This is a genomic window from Streptomyces sp. NPDC049837, from assembly GCF_040674455.1.
Lineage (GTDB): Bacteria > Actinomycetota > Actinomycetes > Streptomycetales > Streptomycetaceae > Streptomyces.
Genome location: NZ_JBFAMP010000003.1, coordinates 463,394 through 485,732, shown reverse-complemented (window position 1 = coordinate 485,732; position 22,339 = coordinate 463,394). Strand labels below are relative to the sequence as shown.

21 protein-coding genes are annotated in these 22,339 nt (G+C 72.2%); 16 read left to right on the top strand and 5 right to left on the bottom strand.

The window, feature by feature from the left end:
• Position 1 precedes the first annotated feature (1 nt).
• The 3 genes from AB0J57_RS10135 to nudC all read left to right on the top strand — a co-directional run bounded on the left by AB0J57_RS10135 (position 2) and on the right by nudC (position 5,862).
• A complete protein-coding gene (locus tag AB0J57_RS10135; RefSeq protein ID WP_366127570.1) occupies positions 2-3,376 on the top strand; it encodes an ATP-dependent DNA helicase in 3,375 nt (1,124 codons plus the stop codon).
• 10 nt (positions 3,377-3,386) lie between these two features.
• On the top strand, positions 3,387-4,808 hold the full coding sequence (locus AB0J57_RS10130; protein ID WP_366127569.1) for a dipeptidase: 1,422 nt from the start codon (positions 3,387-3,389) through the stop codon (positions 4,806-4,808).
• Positions 4,809-4,914: 106 nt separating this feature from the next.
• Positions 4,915-5,862 carry an NAD(+) diphosphatase gene (gene nudC / locus AB0J57_RS10125; RefSeq protein WP_366127567.1) on the top strand — a complete coding sequence of 316 codons (948 nt, stop codon included), beginning with the start codon at positions 4,915-4,917 and terminating at the stop codon, positions 5,860-5,862.
• 21 nt (positions 5,863-5,883) lie between these two features.
• Here nudC and AB0J57_RS10120 read toward each other — a convergent pair whose 3' ends face one another.
• Positions 5,884-6,126, bottom strand: a complete 243-nt coding sequence (locus AB0J57_RS10120; protein ID WP_073754154.1) for a mycoredoxin — start codon at positions 6,124-6,126, stop codon at positions 5,884-5,886.
• Between the two features lie 212 nt (positions 6,127-6,338).
• Here AB0J57_RS10120 and AB0J57_RS10115 point away from each other — a divergent pair, with 212 nt between their 5' ends.
• The 5 genes from AB0J57_RS10115 (at position 6,339) to AB0J57_RS10095 (ending at position 10,233) form a co-directional block, all read left to right on the top strand.
• Entirely contained in the window at positions 6,339-8,552 is a 2,214-nt protein-coding gene (locus tag AB0J57_RS10115; protein ID WP_366127566.1) for an ATP-dependent DNA helicase UvrD2, read from the top strand.
• Between the two features lie 169 nt (positions 8,553-8,721).
• Entirely contained in the window at positions 8,722-9,063 is a 342-nt protein-coding gene (locus AB0J57_RS10110) for a hypothetical protein (RefSeq protein ID WP_366127565.1), read from the top strand.
• Positions 9,064-9,233: 170 nt separating this feature from the next.
• On the top strand, positions 9,234-9,602 hold the full coding sequence (locus tag AB0J57_RS10105; protein ID WP_073754157.1) for a WhiB family transcriptional regulator: 369 nt from the start codon (positions 9,234-9,236) through the stop codon (positions 9,600-9,602).
• Positions 9,599-9,925 (top strand): hypothetical protein, encoded by a 327-nt coding sequence (locus AB0J57_RS10100; RefSeq protein WP_366127564.1) that lies wholly within the window; start codon positions 9,599-9,601, stop codon positions 9,923-9,925. The genes AB0J57_RS10105 and AB0J57_RS10100 overlap by 4 nt, the downstream gene beginning before the upstream one ends.
• 110 nt (positions 9,926-10,035) lie before the next feature.
• On the top strand, positions 10,036-10,233 hold the full coding sequence (locus AB0J57_RS10095; RefSeq protein WP_366127563.1) for a hypothetical protein: 198 nt from the start codon (positions 10,036-10,038) through the stop codon (positions 10,231-10,233).
• A gap of 29 nt (positions 10,234-10,262) precedes the next feature.
• On the opposite strand, the gene AB0J57_RS10090 is transcribed toward AB0J57_RS10095, so the two are convergent.
• A complete protein-coding gene (locus tag AB0J57_RS10090) occupies positions 10,263-11,639 on the bottom strand; it encodes an AarF/ABC1/UbiB kinase family protein (RefSeq protein ID WP_366127562.1) in 1,377 nt (458 codons plus the stop codon).
• Between the two features lie 64 nt (positions 11,640-11,703).
• The gene (locus AB0J57_RS10085) at positions 11,704-12,849 is read right to left on the bottom strand and encodes a ThiF family adenylyltransferase (protein ID WP_366127561.1); all 1,146 of its coding nucleotides are present in this window, start codon (positions 12,847-12,849) and stop codon (positions 11,704-11,706) included.
• Positions 12,850-13,053: 204 nt separating this feature from the next.
• On the opposite strand from AB0J57_RS10085, the gene AB0J57_RS10080 reads away from it, so the two are divergent.
• The 4 genes from AB0J57_RS10080 (at position 13,054) to AB0J57_RS10065 (ending at position 16,913) form a co-directional block, all read left to right on the top strand.
• Positions 13,054-13,623 (top strand): M48 family metallopeptidase, encoded by a 570-nt coding sequence (locus tag AB0J57_RS10080; RefSeq protein WP_366127560.1) that lies wholly within the window; start codon positions 13,054-13,056, stop codon positions 13,621-13,623.
• Positions 13,624-13,737: 114 nt separating this feature from the next.
• Positions 13,738-15,444, top strand: coding sequence for a TerD family protein (locus tag AB0J57_RS10075; protein WP_366127559.1), 1,707 nt, complete (start codon positions 13,738-13,740; stop codon positions 15,442-15,444).
• A 13-nt stretch (positions 15,445-15,457) separates the two neighbouring features.
• On the top strand, positions 15,458-16,138 hold the full coding sequence (locus tag AB0J57_RS10070; RefSeq protein WP_366127558.1) for an AIM24 family protein: 681 nt from the start codon (positions 15,458-15,460) through the stop codon (positions 16,136-16,138).
• A gap of 19 nt (positions 16,139-16,157) precedes the next feature.
• Positions 16,158-16,913: an AIM24 family protein gene (locus tag AB0J57_RS10065; protein ID WP_366127557.1), complete on the top strand. Its 756-nt coding sequence runs from the start codon at positions 16,158-16,160 to the stop codon at positions 16,911-16,913.
• A 54-nt stretch (positions 16,914-16,967) separates the two neighbouring features.
• Here the strand turns inward: AB0J57_RS10065 and AB0J57_RS10060 are convergent, their stop codons facing one another.
• Together AB0J57_RS10060 and AB0J57_RS10055 are read right to left on the bottom strand one after the other, a co-directional pair.
• The gene (locus AB0J57_RS10060) at positions 16,968-17,498 is read right to left on the bottom strand and encodes an NUDIX hydrolase (protein WP_366127556.1); all 531 of its coding nucleotides are present in this window, start codon (positions 17,496-17,498) and stop codon (positions 16,968-16,970) included.
• Positions 17,495-18,907, bottom strand: a complete 1,413-nt coding sequence (locus AB0J57_RS10055; protein WP_366127555.1) for a zinc-dependent metalloprotease — start codon at positions 18,905-18,907, stop codon at positions 17,495-17,497. Before AB0J57_RS10055 ends, AB0J57_RS10060 begins: the two co-directional genes overlap by 4 nt.
• Before the next feature lie 190 nt (positions 18,908-19,097).
• Here AB0J57_RS10055 and AB0J57_RS10050 point away from each other — a divergent pair, with 190 nt between their 5' ends.
• The 4 genes from AB0J57_RS10050 to AB0J57_RS10035 all read left to right on the top strand — a co-directional run bounded on the left by AB0J57_RS10050 (position 19,098) and on the right by AB0J57_RS10035 (position 22,297).
• Positions 19,098-20,207 (top strand): SDR family oxidoreductase, encoded by a 1,110-nt coding sequence (locus tag AB0J57_RS10050; protein WP_366127554.1) that lies wholly within the window; start codon positions 19,098-19,100, stop codon positions 20,205-20,207.
• 109 nt (positions 20,208-20,316) lie between these two features.
• Positions 20,317-20,778, top strand: a complete 462-nt coding sequence (locus AB0J57_RS10045; RefSeq protein ID WP_366127553.1) for a molybdenum cofactor biosynthesis protein MoaE — start codon at positions 20,317-20,319, stop codon at positions 20,776-20,778.
• A 187-nt stretch (positions 20,779-20,965) separates the two neighbouring features.
• Positions 20,966-21,136 carry a hypothetical protein gene (locus AB0J57_RS10040; RefSeq protein ID WP_179166405.1) on the top strand — a complete coding sequence of 57 codons (171 nt, stop codon included), beginning with the start codon at positions 20,966-20,968 and terminating at the stop codon, positions 21,134-21,136.
• Between the two features lie 72 nt (positions 21,137-21,208).
• Positions 21,209-22,297 carry a PDZ domain-containing protein gene (locus AB0J57_RS10035; protein WP_366127552.1) on the top strand — a complete coding sequence of 363 codons (1,089 nt, stop codon included), beginning with the start codon at positions 21,209-21,211 and terminating at the stop codon, positions 22,295-22,297.
• The last annotated feature ends 42 nt before the right edge of the window (positions 22,298-22,339 follow it).

Genomic DNA, 22,339 nt, shown 5'->3' with positions numbered 1-22,339 from the left:
CGTGACCACTCGCCTCACCGACCCCGAGCAGCTCAAGGAGCTCCTCGGCATCCCGTTCACCCCGGAGCAGACGGCCTGCATCACCGCGCCGCCCGCCCCGCAGGTCATCGTGGCCGGAGCCGGTTCCGGCAAGACGACGGTGATGGCCGCCCGGGTGGTCTGGCTGGTCGGCACCGGGCAGGTCGCACCCGAGCAGGTCCTGGGCCTGACGTTCACCAACAAGGCGGCCGGTGAGCTCGCCGAGCGCGTCCGCAAGGCGCTCGTCCGGGCCGGGGTGACCGACCCCGACGTCATCGACCCCGACAACCCGCCGGGCGAGCCGCGCATCTCCACGTACCACGCCTTCGCCGGGCAGCTCCTCACCGACCACGGCCTGCGCATCGGCCTGGAGCCCACCGCCCGCCTCCTCGCCGACGCCACCCGCTACCAGCTCGCCGCGCGCGTGCTGCGCGAGGCGCCGGGCCCGTACCCCGCCCTCACCAAGTCCTTCCCCACCCTCGTCAGCGACCTGCTCGCCCTCGACGCGGAGCTCGCCGAGCACCTCGTACGCCCCACGGACCTCCTCCGCCACGACACCGAGCTCCTCGCCGCCCTCGACGGCGCCCGCCTCACCAACGCCGACCTCCGCAAGGTCCCCGAGGCGGCCGTCGCCCGCCGCGAGCTCACCGACCTCGTCATCCGCTACCGCACGGCCAAGCGGGAGCGGGACCTGCTGGACTTCGGCGACCAGATCGCCCTCTCCGCCGAACTGGCCCTCACCCGCCCCGAGGTGGGCGAGATCCTGCGCGACGAATTCCGGGTCGTGCTCCTGGACGAGTACCAGGACACCTCCGTCGCCCAGCGGCTCCTGCTGTCCGGCCTGTTCGGCGGCGGCACCGGGCACCCGGTCACGGCGGTGGGCGACCCCTGCCAGGCGATCTACGGCTGGCGCGGCGCGTCCGTCGCGAACCTGGACGACTTCCCCGAGCACTTCCCGTACGAGGACGGCACCCCCGCCACCCGCTTCTCGCTCAGCGAGAACCGCCGCAGCGGCGGCCGCCTCCTGGACCTCGCCAACGGCCTCGCCGAGCCGTTGCGCGCCATGCACGCGGGCGTGGAGGCGCTGCGCCCGGCGCCCGGCGCCGAGCGCGACGGCACCGTCCGGATCGCCCTGCTGCCCACCCAGGCGGAGGAGATCGCCTGGCTGGCCGACTCCATCGCCCACCTCGTGCGCACGGGCAAGGAGCCCGGCGACATCGCGGTCCTGTGCCGTACCGCGACCGACTTCCCCGAGATCCAGGCCGCCCTGGTCGCGCGGGACATCCCCGTCGAGGTGGTGGGCCTGTCCGGGCTGCTGCACCTCCCGGAGGTCGCCGACCTGGTCGCGGTCTGCGAGGTTCTCCAGGACCCGGGCGCCAACGCCTCCCTCGTCCGGCTGCTCACCGGTCCCCGCTGGCGGATCGGCGCCCGCGACCTGGCGCTGCTGGGGCGCCGCGCCCGCCTCCTCGTCCACCGCTCCCGGGACGACGGCGACACGGACCCCGACGAGCGTCTGGCGGCGGCGGTCGAGGGCGTCGACCCCTCCGAGGTGATCTCGCTCGCCGACGCCCTGGACACCTTCCTGGAGCCGGCCGGTGAGGACGACGGCCTGCCGTTCTCCGCCGAGGCACGGGTACGGTTCGCCCGCCTCGCCACCGAGCTGCGCGACCTGCGCCGCTCCCTGGCCGACCCCCTGATGGACGTCCTGCACCGCATCCTGGCCACCACGGGCCTGGAGGTCGAGCTGTCCGCCTCCCCGCACGCCCTGGCCGCCCGCCGCCGCGAGACGCTCTCCAACTTCCTCGACATAGCGGCCGGTTTCGCCTCCCTGGACGGCGAGGCGACGCTCCTCGCCTTCCTGGGCTTCCTGCGCACGGCCGCCCAGTACGAGAAGGGCCTGGACAACGCCCTGCCGGGCGGCGAGAACACCGTCAAGGTCCTCACCGCCCACAAGTCCAAGGGCCTGGAGTGGGACGTCGTCGCCGTCCCGGGCCTGGTGACCTCGCAGTTCCCCAGCACCAGGTCGCGTGAGTCCTGGACCGCCCAGCCCCAGGTCCTGCCGCACGCGCTGCGCGGTGACGCCCCGACCCTCCCGGCGATCGAGGACTGGGACGCCAGGTCCCTGAAGTCCTTCAAGGACGCCATGAAGGACCACCAGCACACCGAGGAGCTCCGTCTCGGGTACGTGACCTTCACCCGCCCCCGCACCCTCCTCCTCGGCTCGGCCCACTGGTGGGGGCCCTCCCAGAAGCGCCCCCGGGGCCCGTCCCCGTTCCTGCACGCGCTCTACGACCACTGCGCGGCGGGCTTCGGCGAGATCGAGGCCTGGGCGGACGAACCGGCCGACGACGCCGAGAACCCCATGCTCCAGGAGTCCACGGCCGACCACGCCTGGCCGCTCCCCCTGGACCCCACCTCCCTGTCCCACCGCCGCGCAGCCGCCGACAAGGTCATGGAGTACCTGGAGCTCCGCACCGGCCCCGGCCCCGACCCGGCCGACCCCGACGATCCCGTGGACGCGGGCGAGCCGTGGCCGGCCGATGACCTCGCGGAGTGGGACGACTGGGCAACCGAGCAGCCCGGAGCGGCCGTGCCGGCCCCCCGGCGCGGCGACGGGGCCACGGCTCAGCGCCTCACCCCCGAGGAGGCCCGCACCATCGCCTCCTGGGACCGGGACCTCGACGCCCTCACCGGCGAGCTGCTCCGCGCCCGCGCCACCACCCGTGACGTGCTCCTCCCGTCGTCCCTGTCCGCCTCCCAACTGCTGCGGCTGGCCGCCGACCCCGACGGCTTCGCGCAGGAGCTGGCCCGGCCGATGCCGCGCCCACCGCAGCCCGCCGCGCGGCGCGGGACGCGGTTCCACGCGTGGGTGGAGGCCCGGTTCGAGGAGCTGCCGCTGCCGATGCTGGGCCCGGACGAACTCCCGGGCGGGGAGGTGTACGGCGACGAGCCGGAGATCGCCGACGAGCGGGACCTGGCCGCGCTGAAGGAGGCGTTCGAGAGGACCGCGTACGCCCACCGCACCCCGCACCGGGTCGAGGCGCCCTTCCAGCTCGCCCTCGCCGGGCGGGTGATCCGTGGCCGCATCGACGCCGTCTACCACGACCGCGAGAGCGGTACGTACGAGATCGTCGACTGGAAGACCAACCGCTCGCACACCGCCGACCCCCTCCAGCTCGCGGTCTACCGGCTCGCCTGGGCCGAGCAGCACGGGCTGCCGCTCGACGCGGTCACGGCCGCCTTCGTCTACGTACGCACGGGTGAGGTCGTACGCCCGGACGACCTCCCCGGACGTGAGGGGATCGAGCGCATCCTGCTCCTTGGGACGGCGGACGGGACGACCGCCGACGCCGGATAGGCTCAAGGGCATGAGCGACACCCCGGACAGCGCCGTCCAGACCGTACGTACGTACATAGCGCAGCACCGCGCGGCCTTCCTCGACGACCTGACCGAGTGGCTGCGCATCCCGTCCGTGTCGGCGCAGCCCGTCCACGCCCCGGACGTGCGGCGCAGTGCCGAGTGGCTCGCGGCGAAGCTCGAGGAGACCGGCTTCCCGGTCGCCGAGGTGTGGGAGACCGACGGGGCCCCGGCGGTATTCGCCGAGTGGCCCTCCGGCGAGGAGGACGCGCCGACGGTCCTGGTCTACGGCCACCACGACGTCCAGCCCGCCGCCCTGGAGGACGGGTGGGACACCGACCCCTTCGAGCCGGTGATCCGCGGAAACCGGCTCCACGCGCGCGGTGCCGCCGACGACAAGGGCCAGGTGTTCTTCCACACCCTGGGCGTGCGCGCGCACCTGGCGCTGACCGGCCGCACCGCCCCCGCCGTCAACCTCAAGCTCCTCGTCGAGGGTGAAGAGGAATCCGGCTCCCCGCACTTCCGTGCCCTCGTCGAGCGGCACCGCGCCCGTCTCGCCGCCGACGCGGTGGTCGTCTCGGACACGGGCATGTGGTCGGAGACGAGGCCCACGGTGTGCACCGGCATGCGGGGCGTGGCCGACTGCGAGATCGACCTGTACGGGCCCGACCAGGACATCCACTCCGGCTCCTTCGGCGGCGCCGTCCCGAACCCGGCCACCGTCGCCGCCCGCCTGGTGGCCGCGCTGCACGACGAGAACGAGCGGGTGACGATCCCCGGCTTCTATGACGGCGTCGCGGAGCTGACCGACGCCGAGCGGGAGCTGATCGCCGAGCTGCCGTTCGACGAGGCGTCCTGGCTGGCCACCGCCACCTCGTACGGGACGCTCGGCGAGGCCGGCTACTCCACCCTGGAGCGGGTCTGGGCCCGTCCGACCGCCGAGGTCAACGGCATCGGCGGCGGCTACCAGGGCCCCGGAGGCAAGACGATCATTCCGTCCTCGGCCCACGTGAAGCTGTCGTTCCGCCTGGTCGCGGGTCAGGACCCGCACACCATCGAGGTGGCCGTACGCGACTGGGTCGCCGACCGCGTACCCGCCGGCATCCGCCACAAGATCACCTTCGGTGCGCCGACCCGCCCCTGCCTGACGCCGCTCGACCACCCGGCGCTCCAGTCCGTCGTACGGTCGATGAGCCGGGCCTTCGACGGCGCGAAGATCCGCTTCACACGCGAGGGCGGTTCGGGGCCGGCCGCCGACCTCCAGGACGTACTGGCCGCGCCGGTGCTGTTCCTGGGCGTCTCCGTACCGTCCGACGGCTGGCACGCACCGAACGAGAAGGTCGAACTGGACCTGCTGCTCAAGGGCGTGGAAGCGACCGCCCACCTGTGGGGCGACCTGTCCACCGCGCTCCGCCGGGCCGCACCCCGCTGAAGCCCATTCCGCTGAAGCCGCACCTGCTGAAGCCGCACCGCTGAAGCCGCACTCCGCTGAACAGACACCCAGGCGAACCCATCCACCGGGGGAGTTGGAAGCACCAGTGAGCACCATCAGTAACGAGGCCGGGCACCGTCCGATCGGGCTCACCGCCCCGAGCGGCATCGACCGCGCGGCCCACCACCGTCTCGACGAGGCGTGGCTGGCCGCGGCATGGAGCCACCCGACGACGCGGGTGTTCGTGGTGTCCGGCGGGCAGGTCCTGATCGACGACACCCCCGACGGCCGCACCGAGCTGGTGATGACCCCCGCCTTCGAGGCGCCGCTCACCGAGACCCACCGCTACTTCCTGGGGACGGACGCGGACGGCGTCAGCTACTTCGCGCTGCAGAAGGACTCCCTGCCGGGCCGCATGGACCAGTCCGCCCGGCCGGCCGGGCTGCGGGAGGCCGGTCTGCTGCTGTCACCGCGCGACGCGGGCCTGATGGTGCACGCGGTGGCCCTGGAGAACTGGCAGCGGCTGCACCGCTTCTGCTCGCGCTGCGGCGAGCGCACGGTGATCGCGGCCGCCGGCCACATCCGCCGCTGCCCCGCCTGCGGCGCGGAGCACTACCCGCGCACCGACCCGGCGGTGATCATGCTGGTGACGGACGAGGAGGACCGCGCGCTGCTGGGCCGGCAGGTCCACTGGCCGGAGGGGCGCTTCTCGACGCTGGCCGGGTTCGTGGAGCCGGGCGAGTCGATCGAGCAGTCGGTGGCCAGGGAGGTCTTCGAGGAGGCCGGGGTGACGGTCGGCGAGGTGGAGTACGTCGCCAGCCAGCCGTGGCCGTTCCCGTCGAGCCTGATGCTGGGCTTCATGGCGCGCGCCACGTCCTCGGAGATCAACGTGGACGGCGACGAGATCGAGGAGGCCCGCTGGTTCTCCCGGGAAGAGCTGCGGGCCGCGTTCGAGTCCGGCGAGGTCCTTCCCCCGTACGGAATCTCGATCGCGGCCCGGCTGATCGAGCTCTGGTACGGCAAGCCGCTGCCAAAGCCCGGGAACATCGCCTGAGGGCGCTTCGGTCGGGCGCCGTCAGACGCCGATCTTCTGCTTCACCTGGGCCAGCGAGGGGTTCGTCAGGGTCGTCCCGTCCGCGAAGAGCACGGTCGGGACGGTCTGGTTGCCCCCGTTGGCCTTCTCCACGAACGCGGCCGACTCCGGGTCCTGCTCGATGTTGATCTCGGTGTACGCGATGCCCTCACGGTCCATCTGGCTCTTCAGCCGCCGGCAGTAGCCGCACCACGTCGTGCTGTACATCGTCAGGCTGCCCTGCATCGTCTGCGCTCCTCGGGGTCGCTTCGGGGGTGAGTGCCGGAAGGGGCACCAGGAGGCAGAACGTACGCGTCCCCGCCACCATTCCCGGATTGGTACGACTCCGCGGGGCCGGCCCCATGAGTACGACCGCAGGTCCGGCATTAGTACGACCGCGGGTCCGGCCCTGTGGACAACCGTCCCGTCCGCCTCGGGCGACCTGGCAGCATGGCAGGGTGACAGCAGCAACGCACTCCACTCTCTTCCCGCAGGCCCCGGGCCCGAGCCAGTTCCTGGCCGCGCCCCCGGACGCCGACGCGGTGCTCGACGGGCTGGACCCCGAGCAGCGTGAGGTGGCGACCGCCCTGCACGGTCCGGTGTGCGTGCTGGCGGGCGCCGGCACGGGCAAGACGCGCGCGATCACCCACCGCATCGCGTACGGCGTCCGCGCGGGCATACTCCAGCCCAGCAGTGTGCTGGCCGTCACCTTCACCAACCGCGCCGCCGGCGAGATGCGCGGCCGGCTGCGGCAGCTCGGCGCGGGCGGTGTCCAGGCGCGTACGTTCCACTCGGCCGCCCTCCGCCAGCTCCAGTACTTCTGGCCGAAAGCCGTCGGTGGCGAGCTGCCCCGGCTGCTGGAGCGCAAGGTGCAGCTCGTCGCCGAGGCGGCCGCCCGCTGCCGCGTCCGGCTCGACCGCAATGAGCTGCGTGACGTCACGGGCGAGATCGAGTGGGCCAAGGTCACCCAGACCGTCCCCGCCGACTATCCGGCCGCCGTCGCCAAGGCCTGCCGCGAGGCCCCGCGCGACCCCGCCGAAATTGGCCAGATCTATTCCATGTACGAGCAGCTCAAGCGGGACCGCGGAACCATCGATTTCGAGGACGTCCTCCTGCTGACCGTCGGCATCCTCCAGGACCGGCACGACATCGCCGACCAGATCCGCCGCCAGTACCAGCACTTCGTGGTGGACGAGTACCAGGACGTCTCGCCGCTCCAGCAGCGCCTCCTCGACCTGTGGCTCGGCGACCGCGACAGCCTCTGCGTCGTGGGCGACGCCAGCCAGACGATCTACTCCTTCACCGGTGCCACCCCCGACCACCTGCTGAACTTCCGCACCCGGCACCCGAACGCCACCGTGGTCAAACTGGTCCGCGACTACCGCTCGACACCCCAGGTCGTCCACCTGGCCAACGGGCTGCTCGCCCAGGCCCGCGGCCGCGCCGCCGAGCACCGCCTGGAGCTGATCTCCCAGCGGGACCCGGGCCCCGAGCCTGTCTACACCGAGTACGCCGACGAGCCCGCCGAGGCCGAGGGCACCGCCCGCCGCATCCGTGACCTGATCGCCGCGGGCGTCCCGGCCGGCGAGATCGCCGTGCTGTACCGGATCAACGCCCAGTCGGAGGTCTACGAGCAGGCACTCGCCGACGCGGGCGTTCCCTACCAGTTGCGCGGCGCCGAGCGCTTCTTCGAGCGCGCCGAGGTACGGGAGGCGGGCGTCGCCCTGCGTGGCGCGGCCCGCGCCGGGGGCAACGACTCCCTGCTGGACGACGCCGAGGACCTGCCCTCGCAGGTGCGGGCCGTGCTGTCCACCAAGGGCTGGACCACCGAGCCGCCGGCCGGTTCCGGAGCGGTCCGGGACCGCTGGGAGTCGCTGGCCGCGCTGGTCCGGCTCGCCGAGGACTTCGCCCGCGCGCGGCCCGGGGCCACCCTGGGCGACCTGGTCGCGGAGCTCGACGAGCGGGCCGCCGCGCAGCACGCCCCGACGGTCCAGGGCGTCACGCTCGCCTCACTGCACTCGGCGAAGGGCCTGGAGTGGGACGCGGTGTTCCTGGTGGGCCTCACCGAGGGCATGATGCCGATCACCTACGCCAAGACCGACGAGCAGGTCGAGGAGGAGCGCCGCCTGCTGTACGTGGGCGTCACCCGTGCCCGGCTTCACCTCTCGCTGTCCTGGGCGCTCGCCCGCTCCCCGGGCGGCCGCGCCTCGCGCCGGGCCACCCGGTTCCTGGCCGGGCTGCGCCCCGGCTCCGCCGCGCCGGGTGCCCGCACCGCGGGCGGCGGCGGGGGCGTCGAGCGGGGCGGCGCCGCGGCGGGCGGCGCGCGGCGCGGGCGGCGCGGACCTGCGCGGTGCCGGGTGTGCGGGGCGACGCTCACCGACGCGGGCGACGTGAAGCTCATGCGCTGCGAGGACTGCCCCTCCGACATGGACGAGGCGCTGTACGAGCGGCTGCGCGAGTGGCGCTCCGACCAGGCGAAGCGGCTCGGCCAGCCCCCGTACTGCGTCTTCACCGACAAGACGCTGATGGCGATCGCAGAGGCCGTCCCCGCCACGGACGGCGAGCTGGCTCGGATCTCCGGCGTAGGTGTACGGAAGCTCGACCGCTTCGGCGCCGATGTCCTGGCCATTTGTGCAGGTCAGGGCCCTGGGGAGGGTGACGAGGAGGATTGATCGGAACTCGTCGAAAAAATAGTTTGCGCCCGCCCCGTCAAGCCCCATAGGTTCTTAACCACGGAAACGGCGGCTTCTCCGAAGCCCCGTCTTCGTGCTGTACTTATCCGAATATCCGCGGGACCGGTTCCGACCGATCCCCCCGAGACGCCGAGAGGAGGCGATTCCAGTGATCACCATCACCACCAGCTCCGCCAGCTTTGTCAGCACCACCGCCAAAATGACCGATCGCTCGGTCGTCTCCACCTGCTCGCTCGGCCTCTCCGGCTCGGCGTTCATTGGCACCGGTATGCCCGGCTTCGCGGCCGTGCGTCCCGCCATGCTCCTGGCGGCTCTTCCCGTCCGGCAGCTCAATGAGCGACCGACCAAGGCACTGGAAGCAGGAGTAGCAGCAGGCGAGGCCCAGGCCTATGCCATTGCGGCGACCGGTGCCGAAACCAAGACGCAGACGCAGCAGCACCACACGAAGTGGGCCTTCCGTGGGCTCGAACCCTGGAGTGATCCAGCCTGATCCAGGATCAGGCCGGCGCCTTCAGGGCCGCGGAACCCCACCCGGGATCCGCGGCCCTTCTGTTTTGCCCGAACGGGCGGAACGGAGCGAAGGGGCCTCGGGACGACGCAGAACCCGGTACCAGCCCACCGGCCAACAGGCCGGACCGACCAGACGAGGAAAACGAAACCGTGCAACTCGAAGCGCACGCCCCGTCCGTACCGCCTTCCGAAACGATCCCCCCGCCCGGTCTCACGGAGGACCCCACCTTGACCCCCCTCACCGCGCTCACCGCGCTCGACGACGCCATCGAGAACCTCGGCGTACCCGTTCCGTGCCGTTCGTACGACCCGGAGGTCTTCTTCGCCGAGTCGCCGGCCGACGTCGAGTACGCCAAGTCGCTCTGCCGCACCTGCCCGCTCATGGAGGCCTGCCTCGCGGGCGCCAAGGAGCGGCGCGAGCCGTGGGGCGTCTGGGGCGGTGAGCTCTTCGTCCAGGGCGTGGTCGTCGCCCGCAAGCGGCCCCGTGGCCGCCCGCGCAAGAACCCGGTCACGGCATGAACGTCCGAGCCGGAACCATCGACCGCCCCCTCACGCACGATCCCCAGAAGCAGGCCCCGATGACCTCTTCCGCCAGCGAGCCGTCCGGCTCCGCGACCCCAGCCGTCAGCACCATCGGCGCGAACGCCTCGCGTCAGAACAGGAACCGTGAGATGCAACTCATCCAAGAAGCCCTGGCCCGTGCCCATATGCACGAGCGCATGCGGGAAGCCGACGCGGAACGCCAGGCCCTGCGCCTGGTCGCCGCCCGGCGTATGCAGCGGCGCGCCGAGCGCGTGTCCCTGCGCGCCCGCCGTGCGCTGGCCATGGCCGTCATGCACTAGTGCCCGTCCGGCACTGATCCATTTCCACTCGCGGGGACCGGTCCGTCACGACCGGTCCCCGCGGTGCGTTGCGCCCGCCCCGAGCTGCCCGGCGGAGTTATCGTCTCGTAGTGAACGAGCGGACTTCTCCCCCCGCGCAGCCGGGAGCGCAGAGTGTGGTGTGCTCCCGCTGCGGCGCGACCGCCGAAAGCCTCCCGGTGACCTGGACCTGCTCTGTGGAGAACGGCAGCCGCCTCTACTTCTGCGACGACTGTGCCCGGGCCCACCTCAGAGCCATCGAGAGCAGACTCGACTCCGCCTGGTGGTGAACCCGGCGGCGATCAGACCCCTGCGGCGGTCAGACGTGAGCCTCCGCCGGGGCCGGGTCCGCGTCGCCCTCGGGCAGGAAGCCGGGCAGCCACCACTCGAGTTCCTCCCGCAGCCGTACCGTCGCGTTGAGCTGGCACAGCACCCCGATCGTGCTCAACGTCACCCGGTGGATCAGCAGGTACGAGGGCGGAAGGTTGAGCTGCTTGCCCAACTGGTGCGCGGGGGAACGGATATCGGCGATCCGGGCGGCCTGGCTGCGTATCCAGCCCCGGGTGAAGGTGAACTCGTCCGCCTCCGCCGGCTCGATGATCGGCAGCAGGTACTCCAGCACCGCGTCGGGGTCGAGGTCGATGGTCTCCTTGACGAACCCCTCCTCACGGAGCAGCTCGTACACCGTCTCGGCATCGCCCTCCAGGGTCATCCGCAGACAGGCCCCGATGGTCTCCGGCAGCCCGCCCGGCAGCCGGTCCACGGTGCCGAAGTCCAGGACACCGAGCCGCCAGTCCGCCACGTCGTCCCCGTCGTCACCGGCCGGCAGCAACCGGAAGTTCCCGGGGTGCGGGTCCGCGTGCAGCAGCCCCGTCCGGGCCGGCCCCGAGAAGAGGAACCGCGCCAGCAACTGCCCCGCCCGGTCACGCTGCTCCGGCGTGCCGTCCGCGATGATCTCGGCCAGGGGTATCCCGTCGATCCACTCGGTCACCAGCACCTGGTCGGACTGGTGCACCACACCCGGCACCACCACATCCGGATCGTCCGCGAACTCCTCGGCGTGCTCCTGCTGCGCCTGCGCCTCCAGGGTGTAGTCCAGCTCCTCCGACACCCGGTCCCGAAGCTCGGTGATCAACGGCTTGATGTCCATGCCGGGGATCAGCGGCCCCAGCAGCCGGGCGAACCGGCCCAACTGCGCCAGGTCCGACAACAGCGCCTCACCCGCCCCCGGGTACTGCACCTTCACGGCGACCTCACGCCCGTCATGCCACACGGCCCGGTGCACCTGGCCGATCGACGCCGCCGCCGACGGCTTGTCCTCGAACTCCAGGAACAGCTCCCGCCATTCGTCACCCAGCCGCTCCTCCAGCACCGAGTGGACCGTACGGGTCGGCATCGGCGGAGCCGCCTCCTGGAGCTTGGTCAGCGCCGCCCGGTAGGGCCCCGCCACCTCCTCCGGAAGGGCCGACTCGAAGACGGACAACGCCTGCCCGAACTTCATCGCACCGCCCTTGAGCTCGCCCAGCACACGGAACAATTGCTCCGCCGTGCGCTGTTGCAGCTCCCGCGCCACGATCTCCGCGGACTTGCCCCCGATCCGCTTGCCCAGCCCCCATGTGGCCCGGCCGGCGAAGCCCAGAGGCAACGCGGCCAACTTGGCGGTACGGGTTACCGCCTTCCGGGGAAGATCAGACATGCGCCCCTCCAAATCCCAGCCTGCCGTGCCGTGTTCGCCATCGGCGTCGCTCCGTCGACCGCGGTTACCCAGCCATTGTGTCCTGCCCGCCCGTGGCCGCCGAGGCGCGCACCCCCGCAGCGCGCCCGGCGGCCCCGCAGGGGCACCCCGTATGGGGCGACATCCGCTCCGAGCGCCACTCCAGCAACGGCAGCGAAGCCTCCCACCGGGCACCCGTGCTCGCGGGCAGCTCCCCGTCCAGGAAGGACAGCGCATGGGCTGCCGCCAGACCCGCCACCGCGGCGGCCAGACCCGCATCGCACGCGGGCACCCTGCTCTGCCGTCCCGAACGCCACTGCGCCAGCATCCGCGGCCACGCGGGGTCACGGTCGGACCGCCCCAGCTCCACGCACCCCGCGCACGCCGTGCCCCCGGGCAGCACCAGCGGGCCCACCACCCCCGTCGCCTCGATCACGCCCGCGTACAGATGAGGGGTGCCCGTGGCCACCCAGTCGTCGGCCGGCACCGGATCCGGGGCGTACGCCGCCAGGCCGTCCCGCGGAGCGACCACCACCAGCGACAGCCCCGGCTCCGAGCCCGCCTCCCTCCCCGACCGCACCGCCCGTGGCGCCCGCCCACCCGGTGCCGACCGCCCCACCAGCCGCCGGGCCGCCGTGTCGCGCCGCTTCCCGACCGCCTCCGCCGGCAGCCCGCCGGGTGTCACGTCCCACGGCTCCACCCGCTCACCGTCCAGCACCTCCACCCGGCCCACGCCCGAGGCGGACAGCAGCGCCGCGATACCCGCGCCCACCCGCCCCGCGCCCCTCACCTGCACCCGCATCCCCCGCCGCGCCGCCAACCGCCGGGCCGCCCCGCCCGGTTCGCGGTGGACCACGGAGAGCGACGCCAGGTCGGCGCGAAGCCGGTCGAGTGCGCCGTCCTCCTTCCGCAACGCATCGGTCGCCGGGGCGCCGGCCGTCGCGTCGTCCAGCAGCCCTGCCTCCGCCAGCCGGTCCAGCAGTGCCTCCAGCCGCCCGTCCGGCAGCCCCAGCGCCCGCGCCTCCTCACGCAGCAGCCCCAGCCCCCGCGTCCCGTCGAACAGCGCGAGCAGACTGCCCGTCGTCGTGTCCACCGGACCGACCACGACCGCGTGCGCCGGCGCCGCTCCGAACTGCACGAACTGTAGATTCCGCCAGGCGCGCCGCAGCGCGGGCTTCACCATTGGATGCATATCCGCCGCCCCCGTGTTCCGATCCCCGTGTCGATCTCCGTGTCGATCTCCCGGCGTCAGAATGCCCGGCACCGGGGGCGGTCGCGGAAAGTTGTCCACAGGCCGGGTGCATTAGTCGTTCAAATGGTGCAGGCTGTGGATGGATCACACGCCAACGGTTCCGGAGGCGGGACTTCCCCCGCTGACAGCGGGTAACGTCGGGGCGTGCCCGCCGACCCACAGCGCCGTCCGACAAGCGACCCGTCCCGTGGCCCGGGGACGAGTGCGGTCGAGGTCCGCAGGAGCTCCCGGCGCAACAGAACCGTCTCCGCCTACCGCGAGGGCGACCGCACCGTCGTGCTCATCCCCGCCCGGATGTCCGAGGCGGAGGAGCGGCGCTGGGTGAACGTGATGCTCGACAAGCTCGCCGCCCAGGAGAGCAAACGCATCCTCGGCGACACCGAACTGGCCGAGCGGGCGGAGCGCCTGTCCACCCAGTATTTCGACGGCAAGGCCCGGCCCACGTCCGTGCGGTGGGTGACCAACCAGAACACCCGATGGGGCTCCTGCACCCCGGTGGAGGGCAGCATCCGCCTGTCGCACCGCTTGCAGGGCATGCCGGAGTACGTCGTGGACTACGTACTCGTCCACGAGCTGGCCCATCTGCTGGTGCCCGGTCACGGGCCGCGCTTCTGGCGGCTGCTGGAGGCGTACCCCCGCACCGAGCGGGCCCGCGGCTACCTCGAAGGAGTCGTCGCGGCGGGCCGGTTGCCGCACCTGCCGGCCGCTCGCTGAGAGTGACATTCGCCGATCCTGTACCGAAACAGTCCCGACTTGGCTCATTGTCGCCGCCAGCCGTTAGCCTGGCGCGACGCAGTCAGAAATCGGGATGGGGGACGGTCGTTACGCATGGCCAGGGAATTCCAACGGGGCCACAAGGCCAAGATCAGCGATCTCACGCCCGGAACCGATCTGTACGTGGGAGTGCAGATCGCGGCTCCAGGCCTGACCTTCGACATCAGTTGCTTCGGCCTGGACGCCAATGAGCAGCTCTCGGACGACCGGTATTTCGTCTTCTTCAACCAGCCGAAGTCGCCCGAGGAGTCCATCCAGCTCCTGGGCGCGCAGGCCGGCGACACGGAGTCCTTCCGCGTCACGCTCGACCGCGTCCCGCCGCACATCCACAAGCTGTCCTTCACCGCGACGATCGACGGTGCCGGACAGATGTCCCAGGTGGGCCCCGGGTACATCCGGATCGTCGCCGGCGGCGAGGAGGTCGCCCGGTACGCGTTCGACGGCTCGGAGTTCAGCACCGAGCGCGCGGTGATGCTGGGGGACTTCTACCTCAAGGACGTGTGGCGGTTCGCCGCCGTGGGGCAGGGCTTCGACGGCGGACTGGAGGCACTGCTCAAGAACTTCGGCGGCGAGGTCGCCGAGGAGGAGCCGGCCGCCCCGCAGCACCCGCAGGCCGCGGCGCCGTCCTTCGCCCCGCCTCCGTTCGCCGCCCCGGCCGCCCCGGCCACACCGGCCGCGCCGCAGCCACAGCAACCCGCCCCGTCGTTCGGCGCCCCAGCGGCCCCCGCGCCCGCACCCGCACCCGCGCCGACGCCCGCACAGGCTCCGCAGGCTCCGGCTCCGCAGCCCGTGCACACCGCGCCGACGCTGGCCGCGCCGATGGCACCGGCCGCGCCTGTCCCGCCGGCCCCGCCGTCCCCGTACGGCCAGCCGCCTCAGCAGCCGCAGCCGCCCCAGCAGCCGCAGTACGGCCAGGTCCCGGGCCAGACGCCACCGCCCGGTGCCCCGGCCCCGTACGGCCAGCCGCCCCAGCAGCAGGCCCCCTACGGCCAGCAGCAGTACGCCCAGTCCTACGGTCAGCAGCCGCCCGTCGGCATGCCCCCCGGCGGGATGCCGCCAGGGGCTCCGCAGGGTGTGCCCCAGGGCGTGCCCCAGGCCGGTGCCGGACTGGAGGCCGCGCTCCAGAAGTACCGCGAGACCGCCACCGGGCAGCGCTGGACGCCGCAGAACCAGCAGCTCATGCGGGTCGACCTGGCCATGGGCGGCACGCCGGTGCTCGCCCGGCAGGGCAGCATGGTCATGTACCAGGGCAAGGTCGAGTTCGGTTACAAGGGCGCCGGTTTCTCCGGCCGTATCGTCGGCAACGCCACGGGCCAGGAGATGCAACTCATGCGCTGCACCGGCCGCGGCCAGGTGTTCCTCGCCGAGAACGGGGCCCATCTGCACCCCATCGAGCTCCAGGGCGACGGCATCTGCGTCTCCGCCGAGAACGTCCTCGCCTTCGACGAGTCGCTCCAGTACGAGGTCCGCCGCATCGAGGGCCACGGCATCCCCGGCGGGGCACTGTTCACCATGCAGTTCACCGGCACCGGCACGGTCGTCGTCAAGACGCACGGCGTCCCGGTCGTCCTGCCCGTCACGCCGACCACCTTCGCCGACTGCAACGCCGTCGTCGCCTGGTCGTCCGCCTCCCAGGTGATCCTTTCCAGCCAGGTCAGGCTGCGCCGGAACGCCTACCCGGGCCACAGCGGAGAGACCGTCAACCTCCAGTTCCGGGGCGCCCCCGGCAACTTCATCGTCGTCCAGCCCTACGAGGTCTGAGGGAGCCCGAACAATGAACCAGCAACTGGCGGGCTACGCCCCGACCCCCGTCGCGGCCCGTATGGAGAACCACGGCCGCGCCATGCTCAAGGTCGCCATGGCCTCGGGCCAGGACCTGTACGCACGCACCGGATCGGTCGTCGCCTACGAGGGCTTCGTCCAGTACGAGCCGAACCCGCCCGCCGTCCGCCAGATCGCCTCCCAGTGGGTGACCGGCGAGGGCGCGCCCATCATGAAGTGCTCCGGTGACGGGCTGCTCTACCTCGCCGACTACGGCGCCGACGTGGTCGTCATCAACCTCAACAACGACGCCCTGTCCGTCAACGGCACCAATGTGCTGGCCTTCGACGCGCACCTCCAGTGGGGTGCCGAGAGGGTCAAGGGCATGGCCAAGTTCGCCGGACAGGGCCTGTGGAACGTCCAGTTCGCCGGCACCGGCTGGGTCGCCCTCACCTCGCGCGGCACCCCGATCGTCGTCGACTGCGGCCGTGGCGAGGACGAGACGTACGTCGACCCCGACGCGCTCGTCGCCTGGACGCCCTCCCTCAAGGTCAAGGGCAAGCGCAGCTTCAAGGCCTCCTCCCTGATCGGGCGGGGCAGCGGAGAGGCGTACCAGATGGCCTTCTCCGGGCAGGGCATCGTCGTCGTACAGCCGAGCGAGGACAGCACCGACCGCCTGCGGATCCGGGGCTGAGGGGGAGCGAGAACACACCATGCAGAGCCCGCTTTTCAGCTACACCGAACAGCAGAGCCAGGAGCGGTACGTCGTCCAGAACCCGCAGCTCCTGCGCGTCGCCCTCACCGGGCACGACGACGTCCTCGCCCGCAAGGGCGCCATGGTCGCGTACCAGGGGCTGATCGACTTCGACGGCGAGTACCAGAACAACAGCCAGCGCCGCGCCCGCGCCAACACCGGTGAGGGCCTGGACCTGATGCGCTGCTCCGGGCAGGGCACCGTCTACTTCGCCAACCTGGCCCAGTACATCCACGTCGTGGACGTCGACCAGGAGGGCATGACCGTGGACAGCGCCTATGTGCTGGCGCTGGACTCCACGCTGCACACCGAAGTGATCGCCGTGGACAGCCAGTACGGCATCTCCGGCTCCGGCAAGTACCAGCTCAACATCTCCGGCCGCGGCAAGGTCGCCCTGATGACCTCCGGCCAGCCGCTGATGATGCATGTCACCCCGGACAAGTACGTCAACGTCGACGCCGACGCGATCGTCGCCTGGTCGTCGGCGCTGCGCGTACAGATGCAGGCGCAGACCCACTCGTCCAACGTGCGCCGCAGGCGCGGCAACACCGGCGAGGGCTGGGAACTGAGCTTCCTGGGCCAGGGCTTCGCGCTCGTCCAGCCCAGTGAGGTCATGCCGCCGCAGAACGCCCAGGTCGGGCAGGGGCTGGGGGCGCAGTTCGGCGTGGGCCAGCAGGGCGCGCACGCCCAGAACCAGAACAACGCCTGGAACTGAGCACCGAGCTCTGAGCTTGTAAGGGGCGGCCGCAATGGCGACCGCCCCTTACCGCTACAGCGAGGCCCGGGCCGCCTCCACCAGCCGTACGACCGAGGTGTCGGCCACGCCCGCCACCTCGTCGTAGCCGAACCAGCGCAGGTCCAGCGACTCGTCGCTGATCGCCTCCACCGCGTCCGGCGGCGCGACCGCCACGTACTGGACGTCCAGGTGCCAGTGACAGGGCGCCGGGATCGGATGCCGGTCCAGGCGCGCCGGGCCGCCCGGCAGCAGCGTCAGTCCGGGAATCCCGGACTCCTCCGTGGCTTCCCGCAGCGCCGCCCCGGCGACCGTCCCGTCGCCGGGCTCGCAGTGGCCGCCCATCTGCAACCACATGCCCAGCTTCTTGTGCAGGGTCAGCAGGACCCGGCCGCGCTCCGGGGCCACCACCAGCGCGCTGGCCGTCACGTGCCCGGCTTCGCACGCCTTCCACATCCCGTCCGGGTGGGCCGCCAGGTGATCCAGATAGACCTGGCGCAGCTCCGCCTGGTCCCCGGACCCTTCGTACGCCTTCAGTACGAGGACGGCGTCATCGTGCAGGCTCACTTGTCGGAGTCGTCCTCACCCTGGTCGCGGTCGTCCTTGGCGCGCTCGTCCCGCCCGGCGGCCTCGCCGAGCATCCTGTCGAGCTCAGAGAAGTCCAGGTGCTCGCGGTGGACGAAGCCGTCCGGGTCGTCCAGGTCGGACGCCGTCGGCAGCATGTCCGGGTGCTCCCACAGACCGTCGCGGCCGTCGACACCGCGCGCGTCCGTGAGCGAGGCCCACAGCCGCGAGGCGTCCCGCAGCCGCCGAGGCCGCAGCTCCAGACCGATCAGCGTGGCGAACGTCTGCTCGGCGGGGCCGCCCGAGGCGCGACGGCGGCGCAGCGTCTCACGCAGGGCGTCGGCGGACGTGAGACGGGTCTTGGCGGCCTCGTGCACCACCGCGTCCACCCAGCCCTCGACCAGGGCCAGCGCCGTCTCCAGCCGGGCCAGCGCGGCCTTCTGCTCGGGGGTGTCCTCCGGCTGGAACATGCCCTGCTGAAGGGCCTCCTGCAACTGCTCCGGGTTGGACGGGTCGAGCCCGCCGACCGCGTCCTCCAGCTTGCCGGTGTCGACCTTGATCCCGCGCGCGTACCCCTCGACCGCGCCGAACAGGTGCGAGCGCAGCCACGGCACGTGGGCGAAGAGCCGCTGATGGGCGGCCTCGCGCAGCGCCAGGTACAGCCGGACCTCGTCCTGCGGCACGCTCAGGTCCTTGCCGAACGCCGCCACGTTCAGCGGCAGCAGCGCGGCCTTGCCGGCCGGGCCCAGCGGCAGCCCCACATCGGTCGAGCCGACCACCTCGCCGGCCAGGACGCCCACGGCCTGGCCGATCTGCTGGCCGAACATGGCGCCGCCCATGGAGCGCATCATGCCGATCAGCGGGCCCGCCATGGCCTGCATCTCCTCGGGCAGGACGTCACCCATGGCCGCGCCGACCCGCTCGGCGACCGGGTCCACGAGCTGCTGCCAGGCCGGCAGCGTCGCCTCGACCCACTCGGCGCGGCTCCACGCGACGGCGGTGCTCGCCCCCGACGGCAGGGACGTCACGCCGTCCAGCCACAGGTCGGCGAGGCGCACGGCCTCCTCGACCGCCGCCCGCTCGCCCGGGCCCACACTGGCGTCCTTGGTGCCGTCGGGCGTGCCCTGCGAAACCGTCTGGCGGGCGATCTGCTTGGCCATGTCCCAGTTGACCGGACCGCCCTCATAGCTCAGCATCTGTCCGAGCTGCTGGAAGGCCGCGCCCAGGTCCGTGGGGTTCAGGGAACCGAACATCGCGGCGAACGGGTTGTCCCCGCCGCCCGGCATGCCGCCGAACCCCAAGGGGTTCCCACCGGCACCCTTGCCACCTTCGGCGGGTCCCTTCTTCTTGCCTTCGTCGCCGTCCTCCGGCTCCTCCGGCGGAAGGCCGAATCCGAATGGGGTGTCACTCACGGGGTTCCTCGGCTCGTAGGGCCGCCGGCTTCCTGCCGGCGGCGGCTGCCCGACAACACCACCAGCGTAGACATCCGAGCCGGATGTGGGCTCGGTGCTCCACCGGCTCATGGCCTGCGGCAGGATGGACGCCACCTGGTACGTACGCGTCATACACGTACGTACTGAAGACAACCGCTGGAGACGCCCGGTGAGTTCCCCAGATCCGCAGGTTCGCGCAGCGCGAAACCACTCAACCCAGTCCGCCGGCCGCGGCCCCGTCGTCGCGGTCACCGGCGCCGCGTCCGGCGTCGGAGACCTGCTCACCCGGCGCCTCGCCGCCTCCGGGGAGGTCAAGCAGGTCATCGCCATCGACGAGCGCCGCGGCGAGGTCTCCGAGGCGCAGTGGCACATCCTCGACGTGCGGGACCCGGCCATCGCCGAGAAGCTGCGCGGCGCCGACGTCGTGGTGCACCTGGCGCTCGACCTCGACCTGGAGACCGACGCGGCCGCCCGTACGGCGTACAACGTGCGCGGCACGCAGACCGTGCTGACCGCCGCGGCCGCCGCGGGCGTCCACCGGGTCGTGCTGTGCACGTCCGCCATGGTGTACGGCGCGCTGCCCGACAACGACATCCCGCTCTCCGAGGACGCCGAGCTGCGGGCGACCGCCGAGGCCACCGGCGTGGGCGACCTGCTGGAGATCGAGCGGCTGGCCCGCCGGGCGCCCCGCGCGCACCCCGGCCTGAACGTCACCGTCGTGCGCCCCGCCGTCCTGGTGGGCGGCACGGACACGGCGCTGACCCGGTACTTCGAGTCGCCCCGGCTGCTGGTGGTCGCCGGGTCGCGGCCGGCCTGGCAGTTCTGTCACGTCGAGGACCTGGTCAGCGCGCTGGAGTACGCGGCGCTGGAGAAGGTGGAGGGCGAGTTCGCGGTGGGCTGCGACGGCTGGCTGGAGCAGGAGGAGGTCGAGGAGCTGAGCGGTATCCGGCGCATGGAGCTGCCCTCCGCGGTGGCCCTCGGGGCGGCGGCCCGGCTGCACCGGATCGGGCTCACTCCGTCACCGGCCGGTGACCTGGCGTACACGATGCATCCATGGGTGGTCAGCGTCGGGCGGCTGCACGACGCGGGCTGGCGGCCGCAGTGGACCAACGAGGAGGTCCTCGCCGCGCTCCTGGAGGAGGTCGAGGGCCGCCACACGGTCGCCGGCCGCCGCCTCGGCCGCAAGGACGCCACGGCCGCCGGAGCCGCGGGCGCCACGGTCGCCCTGCTGGGCACGGCCGCCCTGGTACGCCGGGCCCGCAAGCGCCGCGGTCTGTAGCCGCCCGGTGAAGAGGGCGCGGGCCCTGTAGGAGGCTCCAACGCGCGCGTGGCCGGGCAGGTCGAAAACGCTATTCCGCGATGTCAGTCCCGTGCGGCACGATGGCTGCATGGCACCCACGTACGACCACCCCGGCGAGCGCGCGGCGGCGGACCCGATCCGGCTGCTGGCGATCCGTGACACCCCGCTCTCCCTCGACGAGGTCTTCCGGGCCGTCGGCGACGACGCGGCCGGTGGTACCGCCCTCTTCGTGGGCACCGTGCGCAACCACGACGGTGGCGCCGACGTCGACGCCCTCGGCTACTCCAGCCACCCCAGCGCCGAGGCGGAGCTGCGCCGTGTCGCGGAGAAGGTCGTCGCGGACTATCCCGTGCGTGCCCTCGCGGCCGTTCACCGGGTGGGCGACCTGACGGTCGGCGACCTGGCCGTGGTCGTCGCCGTGTCGTGCCCGCACCGCGCGGAGGCCTTCGACGCGTGCCGCAAGCTGATCGACGACCTCAAGCACGAGGTGCCGATCTGGAAGCACCAGCGGTTCTCCGACGGTACCGAGGAGTGGGTCGGGGCCTGCTGAGTCTCAGGCACCGGTTTGGGGTCCCCCCGGACGAAGTCCGGGGGAGGGTCGGAGCCTGCTGACCGGATCCGGACGGTGGCCAAGCGTCCGATTTGCGTAACCCGACCCCTGGCGTGAGCGTTGAACCGGCGGATGGTTAATCTGCTGATCATTCGGTGCGTTGTGCTCATGGGGACGGGAGGTCGCGATGGCAGTTCTCGCCTGGTTGCTGATTCCGCTGTTCGCTGCCATCGGCGCTGCGATATGGGGAAGCTGGGCCTCACGGGACCGGACCACCGGTGACGTGGCCGAGCTGGCGGGCTATGCGCGCTTCCGTGAAGTCATGGAGAAGTCGCACTCCGGCAGCGGCACGGCCTGACCGCCTTCCCGGTCCCCCCGTACGGACCGGCCCCGGGGGTGCACAGACAGACGCGTCCCGTACTGTCGTTCCATGCCCCGCCGCACTGCGACGATGCTCGCCTCCACCCTCGTCCTCATCGCGCTGCTCTGCGCAGGCGTGTTCTTCCGGGTGCCCTACGCGGAGATGAGCCCGGGACCGACGGTCAACACGCTGGGCGAGGCCGACGGGGAGCCGGTGCTCCAGATCTCCGGCCACAAGACCTACCCCACGACCGGGCATCTCAATATGACGACGGTCAGGGTCACCGGTGCGGACTACAGGATGAACCTGGTCGAGGCGGTGTTCGGGTGGATCGCCCACGACAGCGTCGTGGTGCCGCACGAGACGCTCTACCCGAACGGCAAGACCGAGGAGGAGTCGACCCAGGAGAACGCCGAGGAGTTCAGCCAGTCCCAGGAGAGCGCCAAGGTCGCCGCCCTCGGACAGTTGGGCATCCCCGTCGCGTCCCGCGTGGTCGTCTCCTCCGTGCAGAAGGACAGCCCCGCCGAGGGCACGCTGCACGCGGGCGACGTGATCAAGGCCGTGGACGGTACGCCGGTCAAGGAGCCGCAGGACGTGGCGAAGCTCGTCACCAAGCACAAGCCGAAGGAGGACGTGGTCTTCACCATCGTCCCGGCGAAGGACGCGGCGGCCGCGGAGAAGGCGGGCCGCGAGCCCACTACGACCGAGCGGGTCACCGTCACCACCAAGACGTCCGACGAGGGCGACCGGGCGATCGTCGGCATCCAGGCCGGGACCGACCACACGTTCCCGTTCAATGTCGACATCAAGCTCGCCGATGTGGGCGGCCCGAGCGCCGGCCTGATGTTCTCCCTCGGAATCGTCGACAAGCTGACCCCGGGCGACCTCACGGGCGGCAAGTTCGTCGCGGGCACCGGCACGATCGACGACACCGGCAAGGTCGGGCCCATCGGCGGCATCGAGATGAAGCTGGTCGGCGCGCGGAACGCGGGCGCCAGGTACTTCCTGACGCCCGCCGACAACTGCGCGGCGGCGGCGTCGGACACGCCTGACGGGCTCACCCTGATCAAGGTGAACACGATCAAGGACGCGGTCCAGTCCCTGGACAAGGTCCGCAAGGGCGCCACCACCGGCCTGCCGAGCTGCTCGGCAAGCTGACGAGGGACCGCCCCCGGCACCGGCCCCCGCCGGGCCCCCGGC